Here is a 20,822-nt window from a genome sequence, read left to right on the forward strand (position 1 = left end):
GCAACCCTGTCAAACGGCTTGCGTCCCATCCTGGATTTAAGATCACCAGAACGATTCCCGCGATTATGCAGGACCAGGATATAAAAATAAGACGTCTCATGAAAAGTGTTTAGGTCTTTAGAGCCCCAGCACCAAATCATTAAAAGCTCGCCTCCAGACCGACCGAAAGGTGAAAATTTACTCGCAAAAAAGCCCGCTCACATTTCTGTAAGCGGGCGGTTTTCTTAGGGCTGTTCGCCCCGCCGAGCCTTTAAAGGCGAATGGCTCTAAATCATGCCGTCTTCTTCGAAGAGAGTCTCTTTATCGACTTTCTTGTCTGTCATTTTGGCTTTCTCAACGATCAGGTCGACGACCTTCTCTTCGTAGATTGGCGCGCGAAGTTGAGCGATAGCCTGTGGGTTCTTCTGATAGAACTCGATGACTTGCTGCTCTTGACCCGGATAGTTACGGGCTTCGGCGATCATCGCGGTTTGCAGCTCTTCATTTGTGATTTGGATTTCGTTCTTCTGACCCATTTCGGCGAGAACGAGGCCCAAACGCACGCGGCGCTCTGCAATTTTGCGATAGTCTTTTTCAAGCTGCTTATCAGTCTTCTTGGCGTCTTCTTCGTCAAGATTGCCGGCTTCTTTTTCAGCCTGAACCTGTGTCCAGATGTTTGTGAACTCAGCTTCGACCATGCCCGGTGGCAGATCGAAAGTGTGTTTCTTGTCTAGCTCATCGAGGATTGCGCGCTTCAAGCGAAGACGAGACTGGCCTTCCAGCTCAGCTTCATATTGCTCTTTGACAGCCGTCGTCAGGGCGTCTGCGGACTCAAGACCAAATTTCTTGGCGAAGTCGTCATCAATTTCGCTATCTTTGGCGCCTTGCACTTCGAGAACTTTCGTTGCGAAGACAGCTTCTTTACCCGCCAAGTCAGCGGACTGATATGGGTCTGGGAATGTGACTGTGACGTCCAATTCGTCGCCAGCTTTTGCGCCGATCAACTGATCTTCAAAGCCAGGAATGAATGTGCCGGAACCGAGAACGAGCTGATGGCCTTCCATCGCGCCGCCTTCGAAGGCTTCGCCGTCGACTGTACCCACGAAGTCGATCAGGACGGCATCGTCCTTTTTGGCTTTCGCTGTTTTGGCTTTTTTCTTGTACGACTTCTGTGAAGACGCCAACTCTTTAAGACGCTCGTCGATGTCTTTTTGATCGGCTTCATGCACGAGGCGTGTGAACTTCAATGTGGTTGGATCGACAGGCTCGAACTCAGGGATCGACTCGACGACCATTGTGTATTCAAGGTCGGCTTTGCCTTTCGTGACTTCTTCGCCATTGGCGCGCAGGTCGATTTTTGGCTGACCGGCTGGGCGCAGCTTGTTGTCATTGATCGCCTTTTGCGAGCTCTCATTGAGAACTTCCTGTACGAGGTCATTCATGATGGACTGGCCAAACATCTTACGGATGTGGGAGGCTGGCACTTTACCAGGGCGGAAGCCTTTGAGAGACACTTGAGGCTGCATCTCTTTGATTTTGACCTCCAGCTTTTCTGCCAGGTCTTCTTTCGGGACCGTGATGGCAAACGTCTTGGAAAGGCCTTCGGCCGAGAGCTCTTTGATCTGCATGATGATGTCACCAAGTTTGGGCAAGCGCGAATAGCCCCTGCCGAGGAGTTTGAAAATTTCGCGCCTTATGTCACGACCTTTCAGGAACCGCAACGCCTTAGACAAGGCTTATTTCAGTCAATCTATATTGGGCCGCCACAGAGGAAAATCGCTCACCTTCATTGGGAAAGCTTTTGCCGTTGCGCGGTTCTCGCCCCTACCCCGCGGCTGCCTACCGTTCTCTTGTCAGGCCCGTGACTTGACCTCACCAGCACCCTGTGGTCCGAGGATGACCTATGGACCCCTCTTGGTATCTCTACGCTGGTATTTTTTTTGGCCCTTTCGTGCAGGAAGACGCCGCCGTGATCGCCGCCGCGACACTGAGCGCATCTGATCCGCAGCATTTCCCGACCGTATTTTTTGTCATTCTGTTTGGTTTGTTTGTATCGGACATCTGGAAATATTGGATCGGATATTCCGCCCACGCCTCCTCCCGCGCCCGCAAATGGGCCGAGAAAGACCGCGTTATGGCCATGTCGGACCGGGTACAACGTCACGCCGTGATGACCTTACTGGCGGCGCGGTTTCTGCCTTTGGCGCGCGTGCCGGCCTATGTCGCCTGTGGCTATTTCAAGATGAATTATGTGAAGTTTTGCGTGATCATTTTTGTGACGGCCTTGCTCTACTGCATGGCTATGTTCGCCCTCATCCATTTTCTGGGCGAAATCTTTGGAGATCAAATGCGAGTTGGCTTAGGATTGGCTGCTGTCGCCATCATCATGACCGTCGGTTCGGTTGCACTCATCAAGCGTCGCCGATCCAAATTTGAAGCGGATTAGCTGGCGTTTGAATCGCGCTGGGTTTCCAGCCAATTCACGATGTCAGCCATGGCGGCTTGATTGGCTTTTTCCATCGCATCCACAATTGAGGACACATTGATCGAATCAGCACGTCGCGCTTGGCGCACGGTATGGGTTCCGATCAGCTCTCTGTCTTCGGCGCGCGTGTATGTGACGCGATATTGAACGACAGCCTGCGGCGCCATCTTGGCGCCATTGTCAAAATTGGCTTCGAAGTTTTTGATGGTCAGGTTGAGCCGTGTTTGCGTTCGCGCCCCCGACGATGGTGCCAAGCCAATGAACTGAGATGACCCTTCTAGAGCTTGGATCAACGAGCTTTGAATGATGATGGGTGTCGCTTCAGACCAATTTGCCAGGGCAACAGCAGAAAGCTTCTTTCCATCCATGCTGACCACAATGTCGTCGGAACTAAAGACCTGCGAAGCCGCCGGACGATCTACGCGAACAAGCTCAGCCCCTTTGGCAGCAGCGACAGGCTCAATCGTCGTTTCTAATCGGTAGACGGATGGCGCGGGTTCTGGGTCGGGCAATATTGAGACACAGCCAGCAAGACCCGTTCCCAATGCGAGAATAAGGCCAAGACTTGAAAGAGATCTAATCATCATTGCGGCAAGACCACTTCTTCACGTTCTGCTCCGACCAAAAACTGTGTCGGGCTTTGTTCCAGTCCATCGGCCACGCGGCCCAAGGTGGTGACCAAATGCCGGATGGCGTCGACCGTTTCTTCCAAATCGGTGAGCCCCGAATTTGACAAGCGGTTCACGGCCCCCCGCGCGTCGACGACCATTTCATCAATACCTTGCGCTGTGCCGTCGAAACTAGAGACGGTTGTATCGACTGTCTTGAGCGTATCTTCGGCTTTCATCAGTAGCGCTTTGAAGTCTTCCTTCACGGCCACATCAATGCTGTCGGAAGTGCCCTCTATTGAACGCGCGGTTTCGGCAATCGCATCTGCGGCCAATTTAAAGCTATCCATCATATCGTTCAGCTTAGAGGCCTCTAATTCTGATACATCGACGGACGCTGTAATGGCGTCCACATTTTTAAGAATACTGCTGAAGGTCGCGAGGTTCTCTTCGGAGAGCAACATATTCGCGCGGGCTAGAGCCGATTGCGCCGCGACGACGACATCGCCACCGCCCGTTAGCAGCTCATCAACAGAACTCTCAGTACCCACGATACGCTTTGGCCCACGGCCTGGCATATCCGCCATTAAGGGCGCACCGGAGTCAAAGCCTGGCGTGATTTCAATATAGTTCAACCCCGTTAAACCCAGAGGGGTCAGTTGGGCTTTCGCATTCACATCAATTGGCGTGTTTTCCGTAACTTGGACTTCAGCAAGCACGAGGTTTGGATCATCTTTATCATAGGCCAAGTTAGTCACCTCGCCCACGCCTAGACCATTGAAACGGACTTCCGAGCCTTTGCTGAGGCCGCGAACGCCGCCATCAAATGCAACCTCATAGGTGTCATATTGCCGATTTATACTTGCGCCAGTCAGCCATATCGCAAAACCGAGCACGGCCGTAACGGCCACGACGACGAACATGCCGATCAATGCGTAATTTGCCTTGTTCTCCATGCTTACCCTGTCTCCCGACTCTGTGTCTCTTTCGCAGCAATTGCCGCGCGGGACCGAGGGCCACCGAAATATTCCTTCACCCAAGGATGGTCGTATTGACTCACGACAGCCAAACTATCGGCGATGGGGATGCGTTTATCAACCAAAACCGCAATCCTGTCACAGATGTGATACAGACTATCCAGATCATGCGTCACCATTAAGACGGTCAGATCCATCGCTTCGCGAAGACCCAAGATAAGCTCGTCAAAGGCATTTGCACCGACGGGATCCAAACCAGCTGTCGGTTCGTCCAAGAAGAGCAATTTGGGGTCCAAAGCTAAAGCCCGCGCCAAACCAGCGCGTTTCTTCATACCCCCAGAGAGGTCTGACGGATACAGAACTGCGCTTTCAGGCGGAAGGCCAACCATATGGATTTTCATATCGGCCAATTCACGCATCAAACCTTGTGAAATGTCTGTGTTCTCACGCATTGGCACCATAATGTTCTGGCGAACCGTCAGCGAGGAAAATAAAGCACCACCTTGAAATAAGACGCCCATGCCGTTGTTGATCTTGCGACGCACCTCAGGGGCTAAAGCGTTTCGATCCCGCCCGAAATATTCAATGGTTCCGCCCTCGGGTTCTTTGAGGCCTAGCATCGTATTCATCAGCACAGACTTGCCAGAACCCGATCCCCCAACCAAACCCACGATCTCGCCTTGATTGACCGTAAAATCTAAGTTGTCGTGAATGACATTTGGCCCGAACTGGGTGCGTATACCAACAGCGCGCATGGGCGGTGCCGATGGGTCGATTTCCGTTTCACCTGCCATCGCGTCAGACCCCCATTTGGTAGAAGAGAATCGCAAACATGGCGTTGACGAGAATTACTGAAAATATGGCCTGAACCACGGCTGTGGTCGTGCGTTGCCCCAAGCTTTCAACACTGCCGGTTACGGCCAAACCCTGACGGCAGCCGATAATGGCGATCATCACCCCAAAAATGGGCGTCTTAACCAGACCCACCCAAAGGTTTTGAATGCCGACCGCCGCGTTCAATCGATTAAAGAAGAGTATAGGCGTAATATCGGCCGTCGCCCACGCCACCAGAAGGCCGCCAGCCAAGCCGCTCATCATCGCCAAGAATGTCAAAATTGGCATCGCAATTAAGCAAGCAATCACGCGCGGCACCACCAACACTTCAAATGTGTCCAAGCCCATAACTTTCATTGCATCGATTTCTTGACGCATCTTCATCGCCCCGATCGACGCAGTGAAAGCCGAGTCTGAACGACCCGCCAGCAAAATAGCGGTAATAATGACTGCGAGCTCACGCAGGATCGAGAAGCCCACGAGATCGACCATGAAAACGCTAGCGCCAAAACTCGCCAGCAAATTTGCGCCCATATAAGCAATCACGGCACCAATGAAGAATGACAAGAGCATGACGATGGGCGCGGCATCAAAGCCAACGCTTTCAACGAGACTTACAATTGAACGCCAACGCAAACGTTTGGGCTGCGCAATGACCTTCGCCATGACCACGAAAAACTGGCCTAAGAAGGCGAAAAAAGCGACAGTTTCTTCCCAGAACCGGATCGTCGCTTGCCCAATACGCGCAAAGGCATCGTACCATTGACGACGCGTCTCAGGCTCTCTGCCCAACACGGCTGAGGTTGCGGCGCTCATCAAGGTTTTATGCCCATTTGAACCGCTACACACATCCCAGCTCTCGGCGGGAACAACGCCATGCCGAATCGCGCGTGCCAAAAGATAGGCGCCTGCCGTGTCCAATTCGACGAGTCCGGTCATATCATAATCGACATGGGTGTAAGTCAAAGACGCGACATCACGGGCTAAACGGCCCTCTAATTGGCTCGCTTGCGAAATCGTCCAGCTACCGCGCGGGTGAACGACGAGAGCGTTTTCCCGCATCTCAAGTTCATAATCTGTGGAGCTTGCCAACATGTAATACAGGGTGCAAAGATGGCGTGTCGGGGTCAATCCCTTATTGCTTCTTATACCGCTAAGTTTGCGACTTTCTGTTATGCCCACTGAATTTGTTATCGAGGCGAAAACCTACCCAACATTTGGGGCATTTAGGATATCCAGAAGCTCCGTGAACTCGGTCCATGTCGTTCAGGTTAACCTTCACCATCAAGGCGCCACAGGGCGCGGCGAATGTCGCCCCTACCCGCGCTACAATCAAACCGTCGAGAGCGTGATTGCCGCACTGGAAGCCCATCGCGCCAATGTGGAATCTGATGACATTGAGGCTGTTCTGGCAAAGCTCCCCAAAGGGCCCGCACGAAATGCGTTAGAATCAGCTTGGATTGATTTACGGGCCAAACTTTCAGGGCTCACCGCTGCCGAATTAATGGGTGTGAAACAGCCCATCGCCCGTGAGACGGCTTTTACCTTATCGTGGGGATCGGTCGATGAAATGGCGAAGGCTGCAACAGACGCCGCCGCTTACCCGTGGCTTAAAATAAAAATCGGGGCTGGTGGTTTGGCGCAAGTTTTAGCCGTCGCGTCTGCGCGCCCTGACGCCCGTTTGATTATTGACGCCAATGAAGCCCTGACCACTTCCGACCTGCCCTCATTTTTGGCGGAGCTTGCCGATTTGAATATCGCATTGATTGAGCAGCCTTTGCCAGCCGATCACGAGGAAAATCTGCCAGAAACCGCACTTGTAATCTGCGCAGATGAAGGTTTGCACTCAATCGATGATCTTGCCCGACTTTGGGCGCAGGGCTACCGCGCCGTGAATGTGAAGTTGGATAAATGCGGTGGCCCACTCGCGGCCCTAGATTTAATCCGCGAAGCCAGAGTAATGGGCTTTACCGTCATGGCGGGATGTATGGTTGGCAGCTCACTAGCCATGGCGCCCATGCTGACGTTGGAAAGCCTATGCGATGTTATCGATTTGGACGGGCCATTGCTCTTGGCTACAGATATTGAGGACGGCCTAATTTATGACGGAGCGAATGTTTCGCCACCTTCCAAAACCCTCTGGGGCTAAGACGTTGCGTTACGGCGCGCAGCCATTTCTGCCGCAGCATCATTTCGCACGCGATCGCCAAACTTGTCCGTTACAATCGTCAAACCCGCGATTTCTGCGTTCAAAGCTCGTAGCTCTGAAGACTCTGGACCTACAACTTTTTCAAAAGCCGCAGAGGCTTCACGACAAGAGAGCAAGGCTTCTTCTAGACTATCCAATTCTTTGCGAAGCTTTTCTGAACCATCGGTCATTTCAAAATAGACTTCTGCGGCGTTTTTGGCGCGTTCTACATGCTGTGTCGCGAACGCAATATCGGCGATAACGACGGACCGCGGGAGCTCTTGCGACGCGTAGCCCGCATCTTGCGACGCCAAATCACGCTCTTCTAAGCCGTTCAATAGAATGGACGCCGCCGATTGCATTTTTTTCCGAGATGTCTTGGGCACGAAGCCTTTATTACGAAAGGCGGCGTAGAGTTTATTAGCCGCTCTCAGGACGATATTCTGTTCCGATGGGGCCTCAGCCTTTGACGACATGGGTGTCGCCATTTCCGTCATATCTACGGTAGCACAGCCGCTCGCCAGAAGCGCAGCGGTTGTCATAATCGCGATGCGAAGCCGCATAAAAAATCCTTCAAAAGAGCCCGACGAAATTATCGCCAGTCACCGATGTTTCAACATCCCCTAACGAATGGATGTTGAATAACATCTGAACAGCTTAGCTCTATTTCCTAATCAAACCGTTACAAGCCCATAACTGCATTCAATAGTTAAATTGAAGACAGACGTAGATTTAAGCGAAGAGCGGCGCAATCCACCGGCTCCATGTTCCCAAGATGAGGACAAGTCCCATAAAGATCGGCGCAACATACCGCACAAAGAACAGAATAAAGCGTCCAAGACCTTCACCAGGACCAGATAGCTCGTCCGCAAGAATGGCCTTGTTCAAGCGCCAGCCTGTGAACAAGACGATTAGTAATGCTGATAGCGGGGCCAAGACTGGACCCGCAAGGCCGCCGTCGATGAAGTCCATGAACCCTGTCACATAAATTGACGCAAGACCGAGGGTCATGATCGCGGCACCCGTAATCCATGCCGCTTTCTTTTTCGCCCAACCTGTCTTTTCTGCTAGATACGCCACCGATGGCTCGAGCAGAGAAACAGATGATGTAATTGCTGCGAAGAAGGCCAAGAAGAAGAACGCTGCACCAACGATCATACCGCCCGGAGCATTTGACATAGCCGTCGGCAATGTCGTGAAAAAGATACCCGCCCCAGCTTCAAAATCGAGATTATTCGCAAAGACTACAGGGAAAATCGCAAGACCCGCTGTAATCGCAACGACGGTGTCGACCAATGACACAGTTACGGCGGATTTGGGAATGGACACATTCTTGGGCAAATAAGACCCATAAGTGATCATGATCGCATTGCCGATACCGATCGAGAAACAGGCCTGTCCCAAAGCGGACTGCGCAACTTCGGCATTAATTTTGCTGAAGTCGGGCGTGAACATAAATGCCAGAGCGTCAGATGTGCCCCCATTACCCATAGATGAGATAATTGAGTAGGCCGCCAAACAGATCAGAAGCAGGAAGAAAACCGGCATCAACAAACGCGCCGCAAGCTCGATGCCCTTATTAACGCCACGTGCAACCAGCCAGGATGTCACGAGGCCAAAGAACAAGAACCAAGGTAAAACCTGAGTGGTTGGGTTGTCGAGCATCAAGCCGAACTGCTGCTCAATCTCCCCAGCAGGCATGCCTTGGAATGTTCCGAACAGGAACTTTGGAATATAGGCCAGAACCCAAGCGGCAACCACGCAATAAAAGCTAACAATCAGAAATGAAGCAATCATCCCGAACCAAGCGCCAGAACTCCAGACTTTGGAGACACCCGACCGATTGGCCAAATCATCACTTGAACGAACCGCTGATGAAGCATTACCCGCACGTCCGATGATATATTCACTCATCAAGACAGGAATACCGACAAAAACGATACAAGCGATGTAAATCATCAAAAAGGCTGCACCGCCATTGGTTCCCAGCTCCGCGGAGAAACGCCAAAGGTTGCCTAAACCAACAGAGCTACCCACCGCAGCCATGATGAATGCAAAACGTGATGACCACTGCGCTGTGCCGCGTTCGATAGGAATGCTTGCCATTGGATAACCCCTAAAATTCTGAGACGTTCTAAGACGCTTTGAAATGTGGCATAACGGGAATTTAGGAGGGGTCAAGATGAACAGGTGTACAGGATGGTTTTGATAACTAAATTTTAGGTTGTGTATGTGAAAATATCCCATGGTTGAAGTTCCGACAATTCCTCCCCTGCAGATTCTTCTGGCCGATGATAACGACGCGAACCGTCTTATTTCGCGTACAATTCTGGAACGGGCTGGTCACAGCGTCACAACCGCTCGCAACGGCAGTCACGCCCTTAGCCTCGCAAAATTCGCCACATTTGAACTGATCATTCTTGATATTATGATGCCCGTTATGGACGGTATGCGGGCCTTGCGTCAGTTGCGACGCAGTAATTCCGTGAATGAGAAAACACCCATTTTTGCCTTAACCGCTTATTGCAGCGCCGCAGATCGTCAGCGTTATTTTCTGTCTGGATTTGACTCCGTTCTTTCAAAGCCACTGCGTCCAGGGGATCTCGAAAACGCGTATATTCGGCACAAGGACCACCGGCATTCTCCTGTGGTTCAGGCACCCGATAATCGTCCGAGCGCAGGGGTTCCCTTATTAGACGCCGAGATGATCTCGCAACTATCGCAAGTCGCCGACGCGGAAAGGCTCGCCGCCATCCAATCTCGGTTTTGGATATCAATTGAGACCAAATGCGAGATGATCAAACGTGCCCTGCCCGATGCTTTGCGGGGTGACGGGCAATTTTTATCTCAATTCAGGCGAGCGGTTCACGCTGTTAAAGGCGCAAGTGCGGCGATTGGGCTATCGCGAGTCGCGCATATCGCTCGGGACCTCCAAAATGCCCCACCTTCGGATATAGCTCCACTTATGCGCGCTTTCGCTGATGCATTGACAGAGAGCCGCCCGGCACTCACCGCAGCCTTGAGCCAGACAGAGCCCTCAACCGGGGCGAGGCAGCTCGACGCCCCGATGCAAATGCGCGGATAAAATTAGTCCAAATCCACCCATGACCGCCATGATGACAGTGCCGCCATATGAGATAAGCGGTAGAGGCACACCGACAACTGGTGCCAATCCCATCACCATGCCCAGATTGATAAAAATGTAGAGCGTGAAGGTCGTTGTCAGCCCCAATATCATGAGCTTGGAGAAAACCTCTTTGCATTGGAGCGACAACCAAATGCACACTCCAATAACGGCCATATAGAGCCCTAAAGTCATCAGACCACCAACCAAGCCAAATTCTTCACCGATCACGGTAAAGATGAAATCAGTTCTATTTTCCGGAACATATTCGCCCTGTCGCTGCGTCCCCTTCATAAACCCTTTTCCGTGAACCCCGCCGCTGCCCAAGGCGATTTTTGATTGGGTAATATGATAGCTCGCACCAGCAGGATCACGTGATGGATCCAAAAAGGTCAGTATTCGCTCTTTCTGATAGGCCTTGAGACCGAATTGATAAAAGATCGTAATCGCAATCGTCGCAAAAACGCTGGCCAGTCCGATCACGCGCCAAGAGATACCCGCTAAAAAGACTATCGCAACACCTGTTGCCGCCAACAACAAGGTGGTCCCTAAATCCGGTTGACGAAATATAAGGCCCATCGGCACAATCAGTAAAATTAGAGCACCGAGTAAACCCCAAACGTTGCTAACCCGCCAGTCTGGAAGGTCATGGTAATAACGCGCAAGCGCCAAAACGATAGCAGGCTTCATGATCTCCGATGGCTGGAAACGGAATACACCCAAATCAATCCAGCGGACGGAGCCATTTACAGACAGGCCAAAAAACTCGACGCCAAACAGCAATATGATACCAACAAAATAAATGGGATACGCCAGACGATACCAAATACGTATATCGATCATCGCAACTCCGAGCATTGCCACTCCGCCCAGGGCAATACGGGTAAGATGCTGAAAAGCCCCACGTTGCCAGACACCGTCAGTGGCAGCGTAAATCATAACGACCCCGACCAGACCGACTAAGCCGACCAGCGTGAGCAATAGCCAATTGATTTCAAATAGCTTGCTGGTAAGGAGCCCGCCTGGCGTTGATCTTTTGCCCTGAAATACCTGACCTCTCGCGCGCATTATCTCAAGGCACCTTGCTCGCTTTTGGGCCCAGACCCGACGCCATCACGACGAAGAGCCTCGCCTAAAACCGCTCGCGTAATATCTGCCGCGCGTTTTGCGCCAGATCCACCATGCTCAACGATTGTTCCAACCGCGAACTTTGGGTTATCAAACGGCGCGTAGCCTACGAAAATTGAATGGTCTCTTAGTTTCCAAGGCAGTTTAGAATTATGGCGGATTCCGGATGTCCGCTCTGTCATGCTTATCCCACGCACTTGTCCTGTCCCAGTTTTCCCCGCCATCTGAACACCATCTAATCCTGAGTCTTCAGCGAAAGGGCGGTTTCGATAGGCCGTTCCACCAGGTTCTGAAGTTACCGACCACATGGCATCTCTAACATAAGCGATATGCGCAGGATCAAAATCTAGCGATTTAAAGGGTTCCATCTCTTGCCCAATAATCAGCTGAGGCATGACAGCGGTTTGCGCATTCGCAATCCGCGCAGTCATAACGGCCAATTGCAAAGGTGTGGCCAGAACAAACCCTTGACCGATCGAGGAATTTAATGTGTCCCCCATGCGCCAACCCGTGCCCAAGCGGTCTTGCTTCCATTGAGCGTCAGGGACAATTCCTGAAATACCTCCGCCGACGCCAATCTGGTATTTCTCGCCCAGTCCCAAACGTCGCGCCACGTTGGCAATCGCTTCAATCCCGATGACCTGCGAAATGTCATAAAAATAGGTGTCACAACTATGTTTAAGCGCGTCACGCATATCCATTTTGCCGTGACCCTGACGCTTCCAGCAATGGAAGTTTCGGTTACCCAGTCTGATCTTTCCGCCGCAGAAAACGGCGTCCGTTGGATCGATCAATCCAGATTCCAACGCGGCCAACATTACTGTCATCTTGAAGGTCGAGGCGGGCGGATATCCCCCTGCTATTGCCTTGTTATATTGAGGGCGCTTTGGGTCATTATTAAGTTGATCCATATCAGCCTGCGTCAAACCCGATACAAAGAGGTTTGCATCAAAAGTTGGCATCGACAGCATGGTCCGCAGCTCACCCGTAATCACGTCGATCACGCAAATTCCGCCGCTATCGTCGCCCTCGTCCTCGGTCGCAAATTGCTTGGCTGCGAATTCTTGTAAGTCTGCGTCAAGGGTCAACCAGACGTCTTTGCCCGGGACCGCGCGCGTCTTCGGGTCGGGCCATTCACGCACAATCCTGCCCTTGGCATTCACCTCAACTTTCAACTGTCCTGACGCACCGCGCAGGGTTTTCTCCTGAGACGCTTCGACTCCCGTTTTTCCGATACGAAACGTTGGTTGCCGCAAGAGCGGATCAGGGTCGGACTCAATGTCCCGATCACCCGCGCGTCCGATGTACCCTAAAACGTGAGAGAAGACGCCGTTTTCGGGATACGCCCTACCCTGACCTGCTTCGGAAACAACGCCCGGCAAATCATGAAGACGCATGTTCAGCGCGCTAAATGTTTTCCAATCCATATTGTCTTCGATGAGAATAGGAATGAACTTCGGGTTTTGTTGAATGTCTCGCAGTATTCGATCGCGTTGGCGATCTGACAAAGGGCTAATTTCCGCCACGCGATCCAAAGTCAGCGCAATCTCAGGCGTGCGCTCTGGAATCATCACAAGTCGAAAATTCTGACGGTTTTTCGCTAGCGCACGTCCAAACCGATCTCGAATTTCTCCACGTTCAGGCAAGAGCATGTTGAAATTGAAGCGGTTGTTTTCCGATAAAGTGCGGTAGTCCTCTGCCTGCAAAACTTGGAGCTGATATAGGCGGGCGGCCAAGACGCCGAATACACCCAATCCCCCCGCGCCGAGGATCGCTGTGCGTCTGGTAACTTTGGCTTTATCGTTTTGGTTTTGATTGGTTAGCGATGACACTCTATCGCTCCCAATCTTCACTGTCAGAGAATCGTCTGGAGATGACGCCTCGCATCACACCCAAGACAGGTAGGATAAGTGTCGCCACGAGCATTTGGCGTCCAAAAGACCCGAAATCTGGCAAGACACCGTAAACGAACCATCCCGTTACGCTCAACAATACGACTGCCAGCCCGCATGTTGCGAGCCAAAATAGAAACAGGCTAACAGGCGCAAAGGGAGAACCCCGCAGCTCAGGTCTGAGAACACCCCAGATAACAAGATAAACCAAAGCCCATTGGCCGATAATGCTTGCCGTTGCCCAATCCGTAAAGATGCCAGCAAAGAACAGAAATGCGATGGATAGAAGCGTGTTGGCCTGTCGCGGCCAAATCGCCAAAACCACAAGCGGAAAAAAACCAAATCTAGCAAAAGCCCCGAAGACGTGGACACCGCCAACTGACAGTGCACTCGCGAATAATAGTGCAATCCCCGCGACAACGGCGGGCCAGAGGCGACGAATAGGGGCTTGCGTATCGAGATAGGTCATGGCGTGACCTCATCCTCAGCCGGAGGCTCGATCGGTTTGTAGGGTGAAACCCAAACCCAGTCGGTCGCGGCACTGGCACTGGATAAGTCCACCCTCATCGCACCCGTTTCGTCGATCATCACCACACCAACGGCTAGACCTCTGGGAAGCGCACCATCGTCTCCGGATGAAATGACCCGATCCCCTTCAGCCCAATTCTCTGCCTGATTGATAAAATCCAACTTCGGTCGTGGCGAGTTATCTCCCGCAAGTATTGCAGTGGCCTCAGATCGCGCGGACGCTACTGCAATGCGACTATTCAAGTCCGATAGACGCAATACGCGCGCAGATCGCGGCCCGACATTGATTACATGTCCAACCAAGCCATCGACGGACATGACTGGATTACCAATGGCCACGCCGTCTTTGGCGCCGACGTTTAGCAATAGCGAACGCACAAACGGGCCGTCCACTTCGCCAACCGCCCGCGCCGCAATTTTTTTTAACGGCACATCTGTTTCGGTATCCACACCGAGGATGGCCTCGTAGCGCGCCACTTTAATTGCAAGATTTTCGTAACGGGCTTGACGGTCACGTAAGGTGACAAGTTCGCTTCGGAGCTGGGCGTTTTCTTCAAAAGCGCGCGCGCGCTCTGCAAAAGAAGAAAAAAAGTTTTCTACATTTCTAATCGGTCCTGAGAGCGCACCAACAAGTGGCGAAACACCTTCTTGTGTCGCCATCTCTAATTTTGACGCCTCGCGCATGGCACCGCGATTAAAACTGATAAGCAAGCATGAAACTATGATCGCTAGGGAGAGCGCTATCCTGGTCCAACCACTATTGGGGTGCTCCCCGTGCCGCATTGTGGCCTCCGGAAATGCTTAGACGCCAGCTTCGAGGACGACTTTCCATTTTTTCAAATTCTCAACGATCGTGCCTGATCCGCGCACGACGCAGGATAGCGGATCATCTGCAATCGAAACAGGCAGGCCTGTACGCTCGCGCAGCTCTACATCCAGATTGCGAAGCAACGCACCGCCACCTGTTAGCATGATACCTTTATCGACAATGTCGGCGGCCAGTTCTGGTGGCGTGGCCTCAAGTGCGAGTTTCACCGCCTCTACGATTTGTTCGACGGGTTCTTGCAGGCTTTCAGCGATCATCGCTTCGTTGATGGCGATTTCGCGTGGCACGCCATTCATGAGGTCGCGACCTTTGATAAGGACCGTCATGCCCTCATTGTCCTCTGGCATCGTCGCGGAGCCAATTTCCTTTTTCACGCGCTCGGCGCTCATTTCGCCCAAAAGCAAGTTCGTTGTACGACGAACATATTGGATGATCGCATCGTCCATCTTGTCGCCACCGACGCGGACAGATCGAGAATAAACCATTCCATCCAACGACAGAACTGCGATTTCGGTGGTGCCGCCACCAATGTCCACGACCATTGAACCCGAGGGTTCGTGAATGGGTAGGCCTGCGCCCAGCGCCGCCGCCATGGGTTCATAGACGATATAAACTTTAGATGCGCCCGCTTGTTGAGCGGATTGATAGATCGCGCGTTTTTCTACCGCAGTTGCACCAGCAGGCACACAGATTACAACTTTCGTACCGCCAAATTTGAACCGTTTCTTGTTCACCTTTTCGATGAAGGTTTTAATCATGGCTTCGGCAACTTCGAAGTCTGCGATCACACCGTCTTTCATCGGGCGAATAGCTTCGATGTTGCCTGGAGTCCGGCCCAACATCATGCGCGCATCTTCACCCACAGCATGAACGACTTTTCGACCGTTACGTACAGAATAGGCAACAACGGACGGTTCGTTCAAAACGATATCTCGGCCCTTCGCGTAGATCAGCGTGTTTGCTGTTCCTAAGTCGATTGCGAGATCAGTTGAAAATCTGTCAAAGATGGACATGGTCATTCCAGCGCGGGGGCCTGCAATTATGCTAACTACGAGAGCCCAATTAAATTCGTGAATCAGTTATTACCGAGACCCGTTCATCGAAGGTCATTATTAACCTTACACTAATTTGCAAGCAACCGACGCCGTAATTCCGCGAAAACACTGCTTTTTTAGGCCTAAAGTGACGATCTGGCCTCTAATCGTTTGCGTGCCAGCCATGACACACCAATTGCAACAACGGCGAGCGCCGCAAAAATTATTGCCATCACGCTGCCCGACAATCCCGATATTATGCCCTGACTGATCATCGCGATGACGACAATTTTGGGAACAATCCCGATCGCCGTACCCGTTGCAAAATGGCTAAATTTCATCCGCGATACACCCGCAGCTAAGTTCACCAAAATCGCGGGCCCTGTCGGAACAAGACGGATCACCAAGCTCGTCATGAACCCATTTTTTCGGACAGCTGCGGACAGCTTTTGGATGAGTTGCGCATCGATACGCTGCAGTCGCTCGGCTCCCACAAGATGCCCGACCCAGAATCCAAGACTTGCCGCCGCTAAACTTCCAATCCAGGCTAGCAGACTTCCCTCCCACGGTCCAAATGCAACGACGGCACCTGTGACTAACATCCACTGGGGAGCGCCGATAAAGGCTAATCCGCAAAACAAACCGATTGTGATGGGAACAGCCCAAGGTGAGTCTCGCAAAGAGGTCATCATTTCAATGAAGTCAGATTGGTTGACCCCTAGAAACTGTTTCGCAAGCAGAACCAGAAGAACGGGTGTCAATAAGCTGACGATCAACCAAATTGTGGCGCGTTTATTCAAAACGTAAGTCCCTCAAGCCCTTTTGTAAATCGACCGCGATCAGACCTATTGGCGAGAAAAACGCCTTTGGGAGGTTGATTTCGGAACCATGTCATTTGGCGCTTTGCAAATCGTCGACTTTCACGTTTGGCGTCTTCGACCGCTTCATCCAAAGAGCATAAATCGTTGAAATATCTTTCCAATTGACGGAGTCCAATAGCTTTCATCACGGGTAGTCCCTTATCGAACGCCTTGTCGAAAACCGCCTTTGCCTCTTGCAAACCACCTTGTCTTAGCATTTGGTCATATCGCGCATTGATCCGATCATAGAGTACTTCCCGCGGCGGTGTCAGAACACAAAACCTTGCGAAACGTGACGGAACGACCGGATGCGTTTCGGATTGCCAAGTCGAAAGGGCCTGACCCGTGCCGACGGCAACATTGACAATCCGTTGTAAACGTTGCGGATCGTTACCAAGAACGCGTGCCGTCGCAATCGGGTCCAATTCCGTTGCGCGTTGTCGCAGTGCCGCGACGCCCCCCACCTCTAATTGCCGCTTGGTTTGGTCCTGCACAGCTTTTGACACAGCGGGAATATCGGCCATACCTTGCAAAAGCGCACGGAAGTAAAGACCCGTACCACCCACCAACACGGGCGCCTTCCCGCGCGCCAAGATTTCTAGGATCAAAAGTTCAACAGATCTCAACCATTCACCTGTGGAATAGCGTATCTCACCAGAGATATGACCAAAGAGATGATGCGGAACACCACCCATTTCGGAGTCGAGGGGTCGGGCGGACAGAATATGCAGGTCTTCATAGACCTGAAGAGCATCTGCGTTGATAATCTCACCGCCCACAACTTCTGCGACTTCAAGCGCATAGGCACTCTTGCCGCTGGCCGTCGGTCCTGCGATACAGATCACTGGCTTCATTTTTAGAGCATCTTCCATGTCAGCACCGTCCATAGACACGATCACAACACTTGTCCTCAAAAAGCGTAACCCCGAACAGTTACAAGCTGCACAGGCGGCGCTTGGAATGGCCGAGATAAAAACCCTCGCGGAAGGGCTGGCTATCGAGGGAAAGACAAATTTCTCCGACTCTCACGCGGCTGCTGAAATTTTGAATACGGCTAATATTCAGGCAGACGTTTCAATTTCCAAATCGCAGAACCGACGCAAGTCATTGTTGATCTGTGACATGGATTCCACGTTAATCGGCGAAGAATGTATCGATGAACTTGCTGATTTCGCAGGTGTCAAAGCGCGAGTAAGCGCCATCACCGAACGCGCCATGCGCGGCGAAATTGGATTTAACGGTGCATTGCAAGAGCGTGTGGCGCTTTTGAAGGGGCTGCCACTCGAAACGCTTCAAACTTGTTTTGAAGAACGTATTCACATCAACCCCGGCGCAAAAACGCTTTGCGCGACAATGAAAGCCGCGGGCGCAAAGACTTTAATTGTCTCGGGTGGCTTTACATTTTTCTCGCAACGCGTCGCTGAGGCGACGGGTTTTGAAGATCATCAGGCAAATATACTTTTGAACGATGGGAAGAATTTGCTTGGGACTGTGGCGGATCCTATTTTGGGACGTGAAGCAAAGTTAGATGCACTAAAAGCCAATGTCGGAAATCCTTTGGACGCCGTGGCTGTTGGCGATGGCGCCAATGATTTGGCCATGGTCACAGCGGCAGGATTGGGCGTCGCCTATTACGCGAAACCCGCCGTTGCCGCTGCGGCTCAATCCGCGATTCGCTTCACCGATTTGCGGACGGTCCTTTATTTCCAAGGCTTCTCAGAGGACGAGTTTGTCGAAGTCGGATAAATCCCCGCCTAACTCGTCGGGTTCAACGCATAGAAGATGTAATTCCCGTTCCGATTGACGAGCAGCGTTACAGGCTCATCTAGTTCTGCCGCGGCTTCCATCGCATCTTCGAATTCTGCTGGCGTTTTAACAGCCTCAAACCCAACCTCTTCGATAATATCCCCTTTGAGGATTTTACCGCTAGCTGCAGCGCGCTTGTCGACTTTCACGACGCGAACGCCATTTATGTCTTTCTTGATCCGATTTCGGTCTCGAACATCTTCCGTAAGGGCCTCAACCGAAATACCCGCGATAGAACGCTCAGCATTACCCGCCTCAGCTTCGCGTTTGACTTTTTCTTCTACCGTAATTTTCTCTTCTAAACGCTCGATGGTTACATTGATCGTTTTTCGCTTTTTCTTACGGAGAATGTCAATTGGAATAGATTTGCCAATTTCGGCTTCCGCAACGCGACGAGACAATAGGCGGGAAGCCTCAAGCGGCCTCCCCCCGATAGAGAGGATCAAATCTCCGCGCTGCAAACCCGCTTTATCCGCCGGACTATCGTTCACGACGGAAGCGACCAATGCCCCCTGCGCTTTTTTGAGACCATAGCTCCGCGCGATAGCATTATCGACGACCTGCGGGCGGACGCCGAGATAGCCTCTGCGTGTTTCACCAAATTCAATCAGCTGTGTCGCGATGGATTGTGCCAGTTCAGCTGGAACCGAAAAACTGATGCCCACGCTACCGCCTGTAGGCGACAAAATCGCCGTGTTCACGCCAATCACCTCACCGTCCATATTGAACAGGGGCCCGCCTGAATTGCCTCGGTTAATCGCAACATCCGTCTGGATGAAGTCGTCGTAATTTCCAGACGAAATATTCCGATTACGCGCAGAGATGATACCCGCCGCAACCGAGCCGGAATAGCCAAAGGGGTTACCAATCGCGATGACCCACTCGCCAACTTCAGACTCATCGCTGTTACCCCAAGGGACAGCGGGCATTTCAACGCCTGTGTCGATCTTCAAAACCGCGATATCCGTCGCGGGGTCACGGCCGACTAACTCTGCCTCATAGGTATCCCCATTCGGAAAAGTTACTTCAATCAGATCCGCGTCTTCAATAACGTGGTTGTTAGTGACGATGTGACCTTCGGCATCGATGACAAAGCCTGATCCTAAAGACTTACTGACGCGACCGTCCCGATCATTGCGCCCTCCGAAAAAGTCGTTGAAACGTTCGAGCGGGGAGCCTTCTTCGAAAGGTTTGGCTTCTGTTGTGTCTATCTCGATCGTCTGCGCGGTCGAAATATTGACAACCGCCGGAGAAAGCCGCTTGGCAAGCTCGGTGAAGCCCTCTGGCGTGCCACGGGCATCAGCAATTTGCGGCGTGACGGCGACAGCCGACATTGCAAAAATCAAAGACACAGCAGCGGTACGAAGTAATTTCATAAGAACACCCTAGCGATATGGAACGCCCTGCCAAGGGGTTGAGTGCCGCAGGCGGGCTTACATTTGCGTCATCAGAGCACGAGTTTCGCGCCGTAAGCGAGTAAACACGTACCGACGAAAACCCCGATAGCACCCGCAATATGCAGGTCCCGATCCGAGACCTGCTTCATCATTTCATCATAGGTGCGCCGCATAGCGGAAGGCAATATCGCCCACATCAATCCCTCCAGCAGGATGAACCCGCCGACGGCAATCAATATAACCGCACCCATGAAAGCGGCCTAGCGTCGGCCGCCTTGGCTATCAAGATATCCAAGGAAGTCACTGTCAGGAGACAGGACGTAGGTTGTGCTGCCGATTAGGCCTTTTTCATAGGCCTGCATCGAGCGGTAAAAGGCGAAAAACTCTGGGTCTTTGTTGTAAGCCTCAGCGTAAATCGCATTTCGCTTCTGGTCACCCTCACCGCGAATGATTTCCGAGTCACGACGTGCGTTCGCCAGAAGGATTTCAACTTCCTTGTCGGCTTGGGCTGTGATGGTCCGCTTGGACCGCTCGCCCTCACCCCGTTTCTCCGCTGATTGTTCCTGACGATCAGCTGCCATTCGTTCGAAGACCCGATCCGCGTTTTCTTGCGGCAAGTCTGCACGTTTGATGCGCACGTCTTCAATGACCAGACCAAATTTACCAGCAGTCGCACGCGCATTCGCACGCGTTTCGATTGCGTTCATCAGGTCAACACGCTGACCAGAAATGATTTCCTGAGATTCAACAGACCCCAAAACATCTCGGATCAATGAATCAAGCACGTTGCCGAGCTGGATTTCAGCTCGGGAACGAGTTGCGAAAGCCTCGTAGAAAGATCGAACGTCGGTAATTCTGTAGCGAATAAAGGCATCGACCAGTAGACGTTCTTGATCAGAGGCCAAGATAGGCTGCGCTCTGAGATCGAGCACCAAGTTCTTGCGGTCATAATGCGTGACTTCTTCGATAAACGGGACCTTAAACTTTAGACCCGCGTCTTCTTCGACGCCAAATGCATTTTCCGTTCGGACAGGCTCACCAAAACGCAGCACTAGGCTCTGTTTATCTTCGCGCGTCGTATAAAAAACCTGACTCACGAGAATTAATGCGACAGCGGCAACGCCGCCAAAGAGGAATAGTTTATTCTGGTTCATGA

Annotated in this window: 21 protein-coding genes; 4 read left to right on the plus strand and 17 right to left on the minus strand. The window is 52.0% G+C overall.

The annotated features are described in order from the left end of the window. Positions 1-266 precede the first annotated feature (266 nt). Complete coding sequence (gene tig, locus IE073_RS04025) at positions 267-1,631, minus strand: trigger factor (RefSeq protein WP_233349800.1); 1,365 nt, start codon at positions 1,629-1,631, stop codon at positions 267-269. 251 nt (positions 1,632-1,882) lie between these two features. Between tig and IE073_RS04030 the strand changes: the two genes are divergently transcribed. Beyond that, complete coding sequence (locus tag IE073_RS04030) at positions 1,883-2,425, plus strand: DedA family protein (protein ID WP_189581557.1); 543 nt, start codon at positions 1,883-1,885, stop codon at positions 2,423-2,425. On the opposite strand, the gene IE073_RS04035 is transcribed toward IE073_RS04030, so the two are convergent. The 4 genes from IE073_RS04035 to IE073_RS04050 are packed head-to-tail and all read right to left on the minus strand — an operon-like array spanning position 2,422 to position 5,978. After that, positions 2,422-3,051 carry an ABC-type transport auxiliary lipoprotein family protein gene (locus IE073_RS04035; RefSeq protein ID WP_189581560.1) on the minus strand — a complete coding sequence of 210 codons (630 nt, stop codon included), beginning with the start codon at positions 3,049-3,051 and terminating at the stop codon, positions 2,422-2,424. The two genes, IE073_RS04030 and IE073_RS04035, sit on opposite strands and share 4 nt — an antisense overlap. After that, on the minus strand, positions 3,048-4,028 hold the full coding sequence (locus IE073_RS04040; RefSeq protein WP_189581563.1) for an MlaD family protein: 981 nt from the start codon (positions 4,026-4,028) through the stop codon (positions 3,048-3,050). The genes IE073_RS04035 and IE073_RS04040 overlap by 4 nt, the downstream gene beginning before the upstream one ends. Positions 4,029-4,030: 2 nt before the next feature. Beyond that, a complete protein-coding gene (locus IE073_RS04045) occupies positions 4,031-4,879 on the minus strand; it encodes an ABC transporter ATP-binding protein (protein WP_308428340.1) in 849 nt (282 codons plus the stop codon). Then, positions 4,848-5,978 (minus strand): MlaE family ABC transporter permease, encoded by a 1,131-nt coding sequence (locus IE073_RS04050; RefSeq protein ID WP_233349802.1) that lies wholly within the window; start codon positions 5,976-5,978, stop codon positions 4,848-4,850. Before IE073_RS04050 ends, IE073_RS04045 begins: the two co-directional genes overlap by 32 nt. Before the next feature lie 79 nt (positions 5,979-6,057). Between IE073_RS04050 and IE073_RS04055 the strand changes: the two genes are divergently transcribed. Then, positions 6,058-7,032, plus strand: a complete 975-nt coding sequence (locus tag IE073_RS04055; protein WP_189581572.1) for a dipeptide epimerase — start codon at positions 6,058-6,060, stop codon at positions 7,030-7,032. Here IE073_RS04055 and IE073_RS04060 read toward each other — a convergent pair. Beyond that, positions 7,029-7,634 (minus strand): hypothetical protein, encoded by a 606-nt coding sequence (locus tag IE073_RS04060; protein ID WP_189581575.1) that lies wholly within the window; start codon positions 7,632-7,634, stop codon positions 7,029-7,031. The two genes, IE073_RS04055 and IE073_RS04060, sit on opposite strands and share 4 nt — an antisense overlap. A 169-nt stretch (positions 7,635-7,803) precedes the next feature. Further along, on the minus strand, positions 7,804-9,177 hold the full coding sequence (locus tag IE073_RS04065; RefSeq protein ID WP_189581578.1) for a sodium-dependent transporter: 1,374 nt from the start codon (positions 9,175-9,177) through the stop codon (positions 7,804-7,806). A 139-nt stretch (positions 9,178-9,316) separates the two neighbouring features. Between IE073_RS04065 and IE073_RS04070 the strand changes: the two genes are divergently transcribed. Beyond that, on the plus strand, positions 9,317-10,156 hold the full coding sequence (locus tag IE073_RS04070; protein ID WP_189581580.1) for a response regulator: 840 nt from the start codon (positions 9,317-9,319) through the stop codon (positions 10,154-10,156). On the opposite strand, the gene rodA is transcribed toward IE073_RS04070, so the two are convergent. The 7 genes from rodA to miaA form a co-directional block, all read right to left on the minus strand. Next, positions 10,109-11,263 (minus strand): rod shape-determining protein RodA, encoded by a 1,155-nt coding sequence (gene rodA, locus IE073_RS04075; protein WP_189581583.1) that lies wholly within the window; start codon positions 11,261-11,263, stop codon positions 10,109-10,111. The two genes, IE073_RS04070 and rodA, sit on opposite strands and share 48 nt — an antisense overlap. Beyond that, positions 11,263-13,155 carry a penicillin-binding protein 2 gene (mrdA, locus tag IE073_RS04080; RefSeq protein WP_189581586.1) on the minus strand — a complete coding sequence of 631 codons (1,893 nt, stop codon included), beginning with the start codon at positions 13,153-13,155 and terminating at the stop codon, positions 11,263-11,265. Before mrdA ends, rodA begins: the two co-directional genes overlap by 1 nt. Before the next feature lies 1 nt (position 13,156). Next, positions 13,157-13,684 carry a hypothetical protein gene (locus tag IE073_RS04085; RefSeq protein ID WP_189581589.1) on the minus strand — a complete coding sequence of 176 codons (528 nt, stop codon included), beginning with the start codon at positions 13,682-13,684 and terminating at the stop codon, positions 13,157-13,159. Further along, positions 13,681-14,427 carry a rod shape-determining protein MreC gene (gene mreC / locus IE073_RS04090; protein ID WP_189581592.1) on the minus strand — a complete coding sequence of 249 codons (747 nt, stop codon included), beginning with the start codon at positions 14,425-14,427 and terminating at the stop codon, positions 13,681-13,683. The genes IE073_RS04085 and mreC overlap by 4 nt, the downstream gene beginning before the upstream one ends. A gap of 117 nt (positions 14,428-14,544) precedes the next feature. Then, the gene (locus IE073_RS04095) at positions 14,545-15,588 is read right to left on the minus strand and encodes a rod shape-determining protein (RefSeq protein WP_189581595.1); all 1,044 of its coding nucleotides are present in this window, start codon (positions 15,586-15,588) and stop codon (positions 14,545-14,547) included. A gap of 158 nt (positions 15,589-15,746) precedes the next feature. Further along, on the minus strand, positions 15,747-16,403 hold the full coding sequence (locus tag IE073_RS04100) for a TVP38/TMEM64 family protein (protein ID WP_189581598.1): 657 nt from the start codon (positions 16,401-16,403) through the stop codon (positions 15,747-15,749). Next, positions 16,400-17,362, minus strand: a complete 963-nt coding sequence (gene miaA / locus IE073_RS04105; RefSeq protein WP_189581600.1) for a tRNA (adenosine(37)-N6)-dimethylallyltransferase MiaA — start codon at positions 17,360-17,362, stop codon at positions 16,400-16,402. The genes IE073_RS04100 and miaA overlap by 4 nt, the downstream gene beginning before the upstream one ends. Between miaA and serB the strand changes: the two genes are divergently transcribed. Then, the gene (gene serB, locus IE073_RS04110; protein WP_189581603.1) at positions 17,334-18,209 is read left to right on the plus strand and encodes a phosphoserine phosphatase SerB; all 876 of its coding nucleotides are present in this window, start codon (positions 17,334-17,336) and stop codon (positions 18,207-18,209) included. The two genes, miaA and serB, sit on opposite strands and share 29 nt — an antisense overlap. Positions 18,210-18,217: 8 nt before the next feature. On the opposite strand, the gene IE073_RS04115 is transcribed toward serB, so the two are convergent. The 3 genes from IE073_RS04115 to hflC form a co-directional block, all read right to left on the minus strand. Next, positions 18,218-19,645, minus strand: a complete 1,428-nt coding sequence (locus IE073_RS04115; protein ID WP_189581606.1) for a Do family serine endopeptidase — start codon at positions 19,643-19,645, stop codon at positions 18,218-18,220. A gap of 71 nt (positions 19,646-19,716) precedes the next feature. Then, a complete protein-coding gene (locus IE073_RS04120; RefSeq protein ID WP_189581609.1) occupies positions 19,717-19,917 on the minus strand; it encodes a DUF2065 family protein in 201 nt (66 codons plus the stop codon). A gap of 9 nt (positions 19,918-19,926) precedes the next feature. Beyond that, a complete protein-coding gene (gene hflC / locus IE073_RS04125) occupies positions 19,927-20,820 on the minus strand; it encodes a protease modulator HflC (protein ID WP_189581612.1) in 894 nt (297 codons plus the stop codon). Positions 20,821-20,822 lie beyond the last annotated feature (2 nt).

It is taken from the genome of Litorimonas cladophorae, from assembly GCF_014652455.1.
Taxonomy (GTDB): domain Bacteria; phylum Pseudomonadota; class Alphaproteobacteria; order Caulobacterales; family Maricaulaceae; genus Litorimonas; species Litorimonas cladophorae.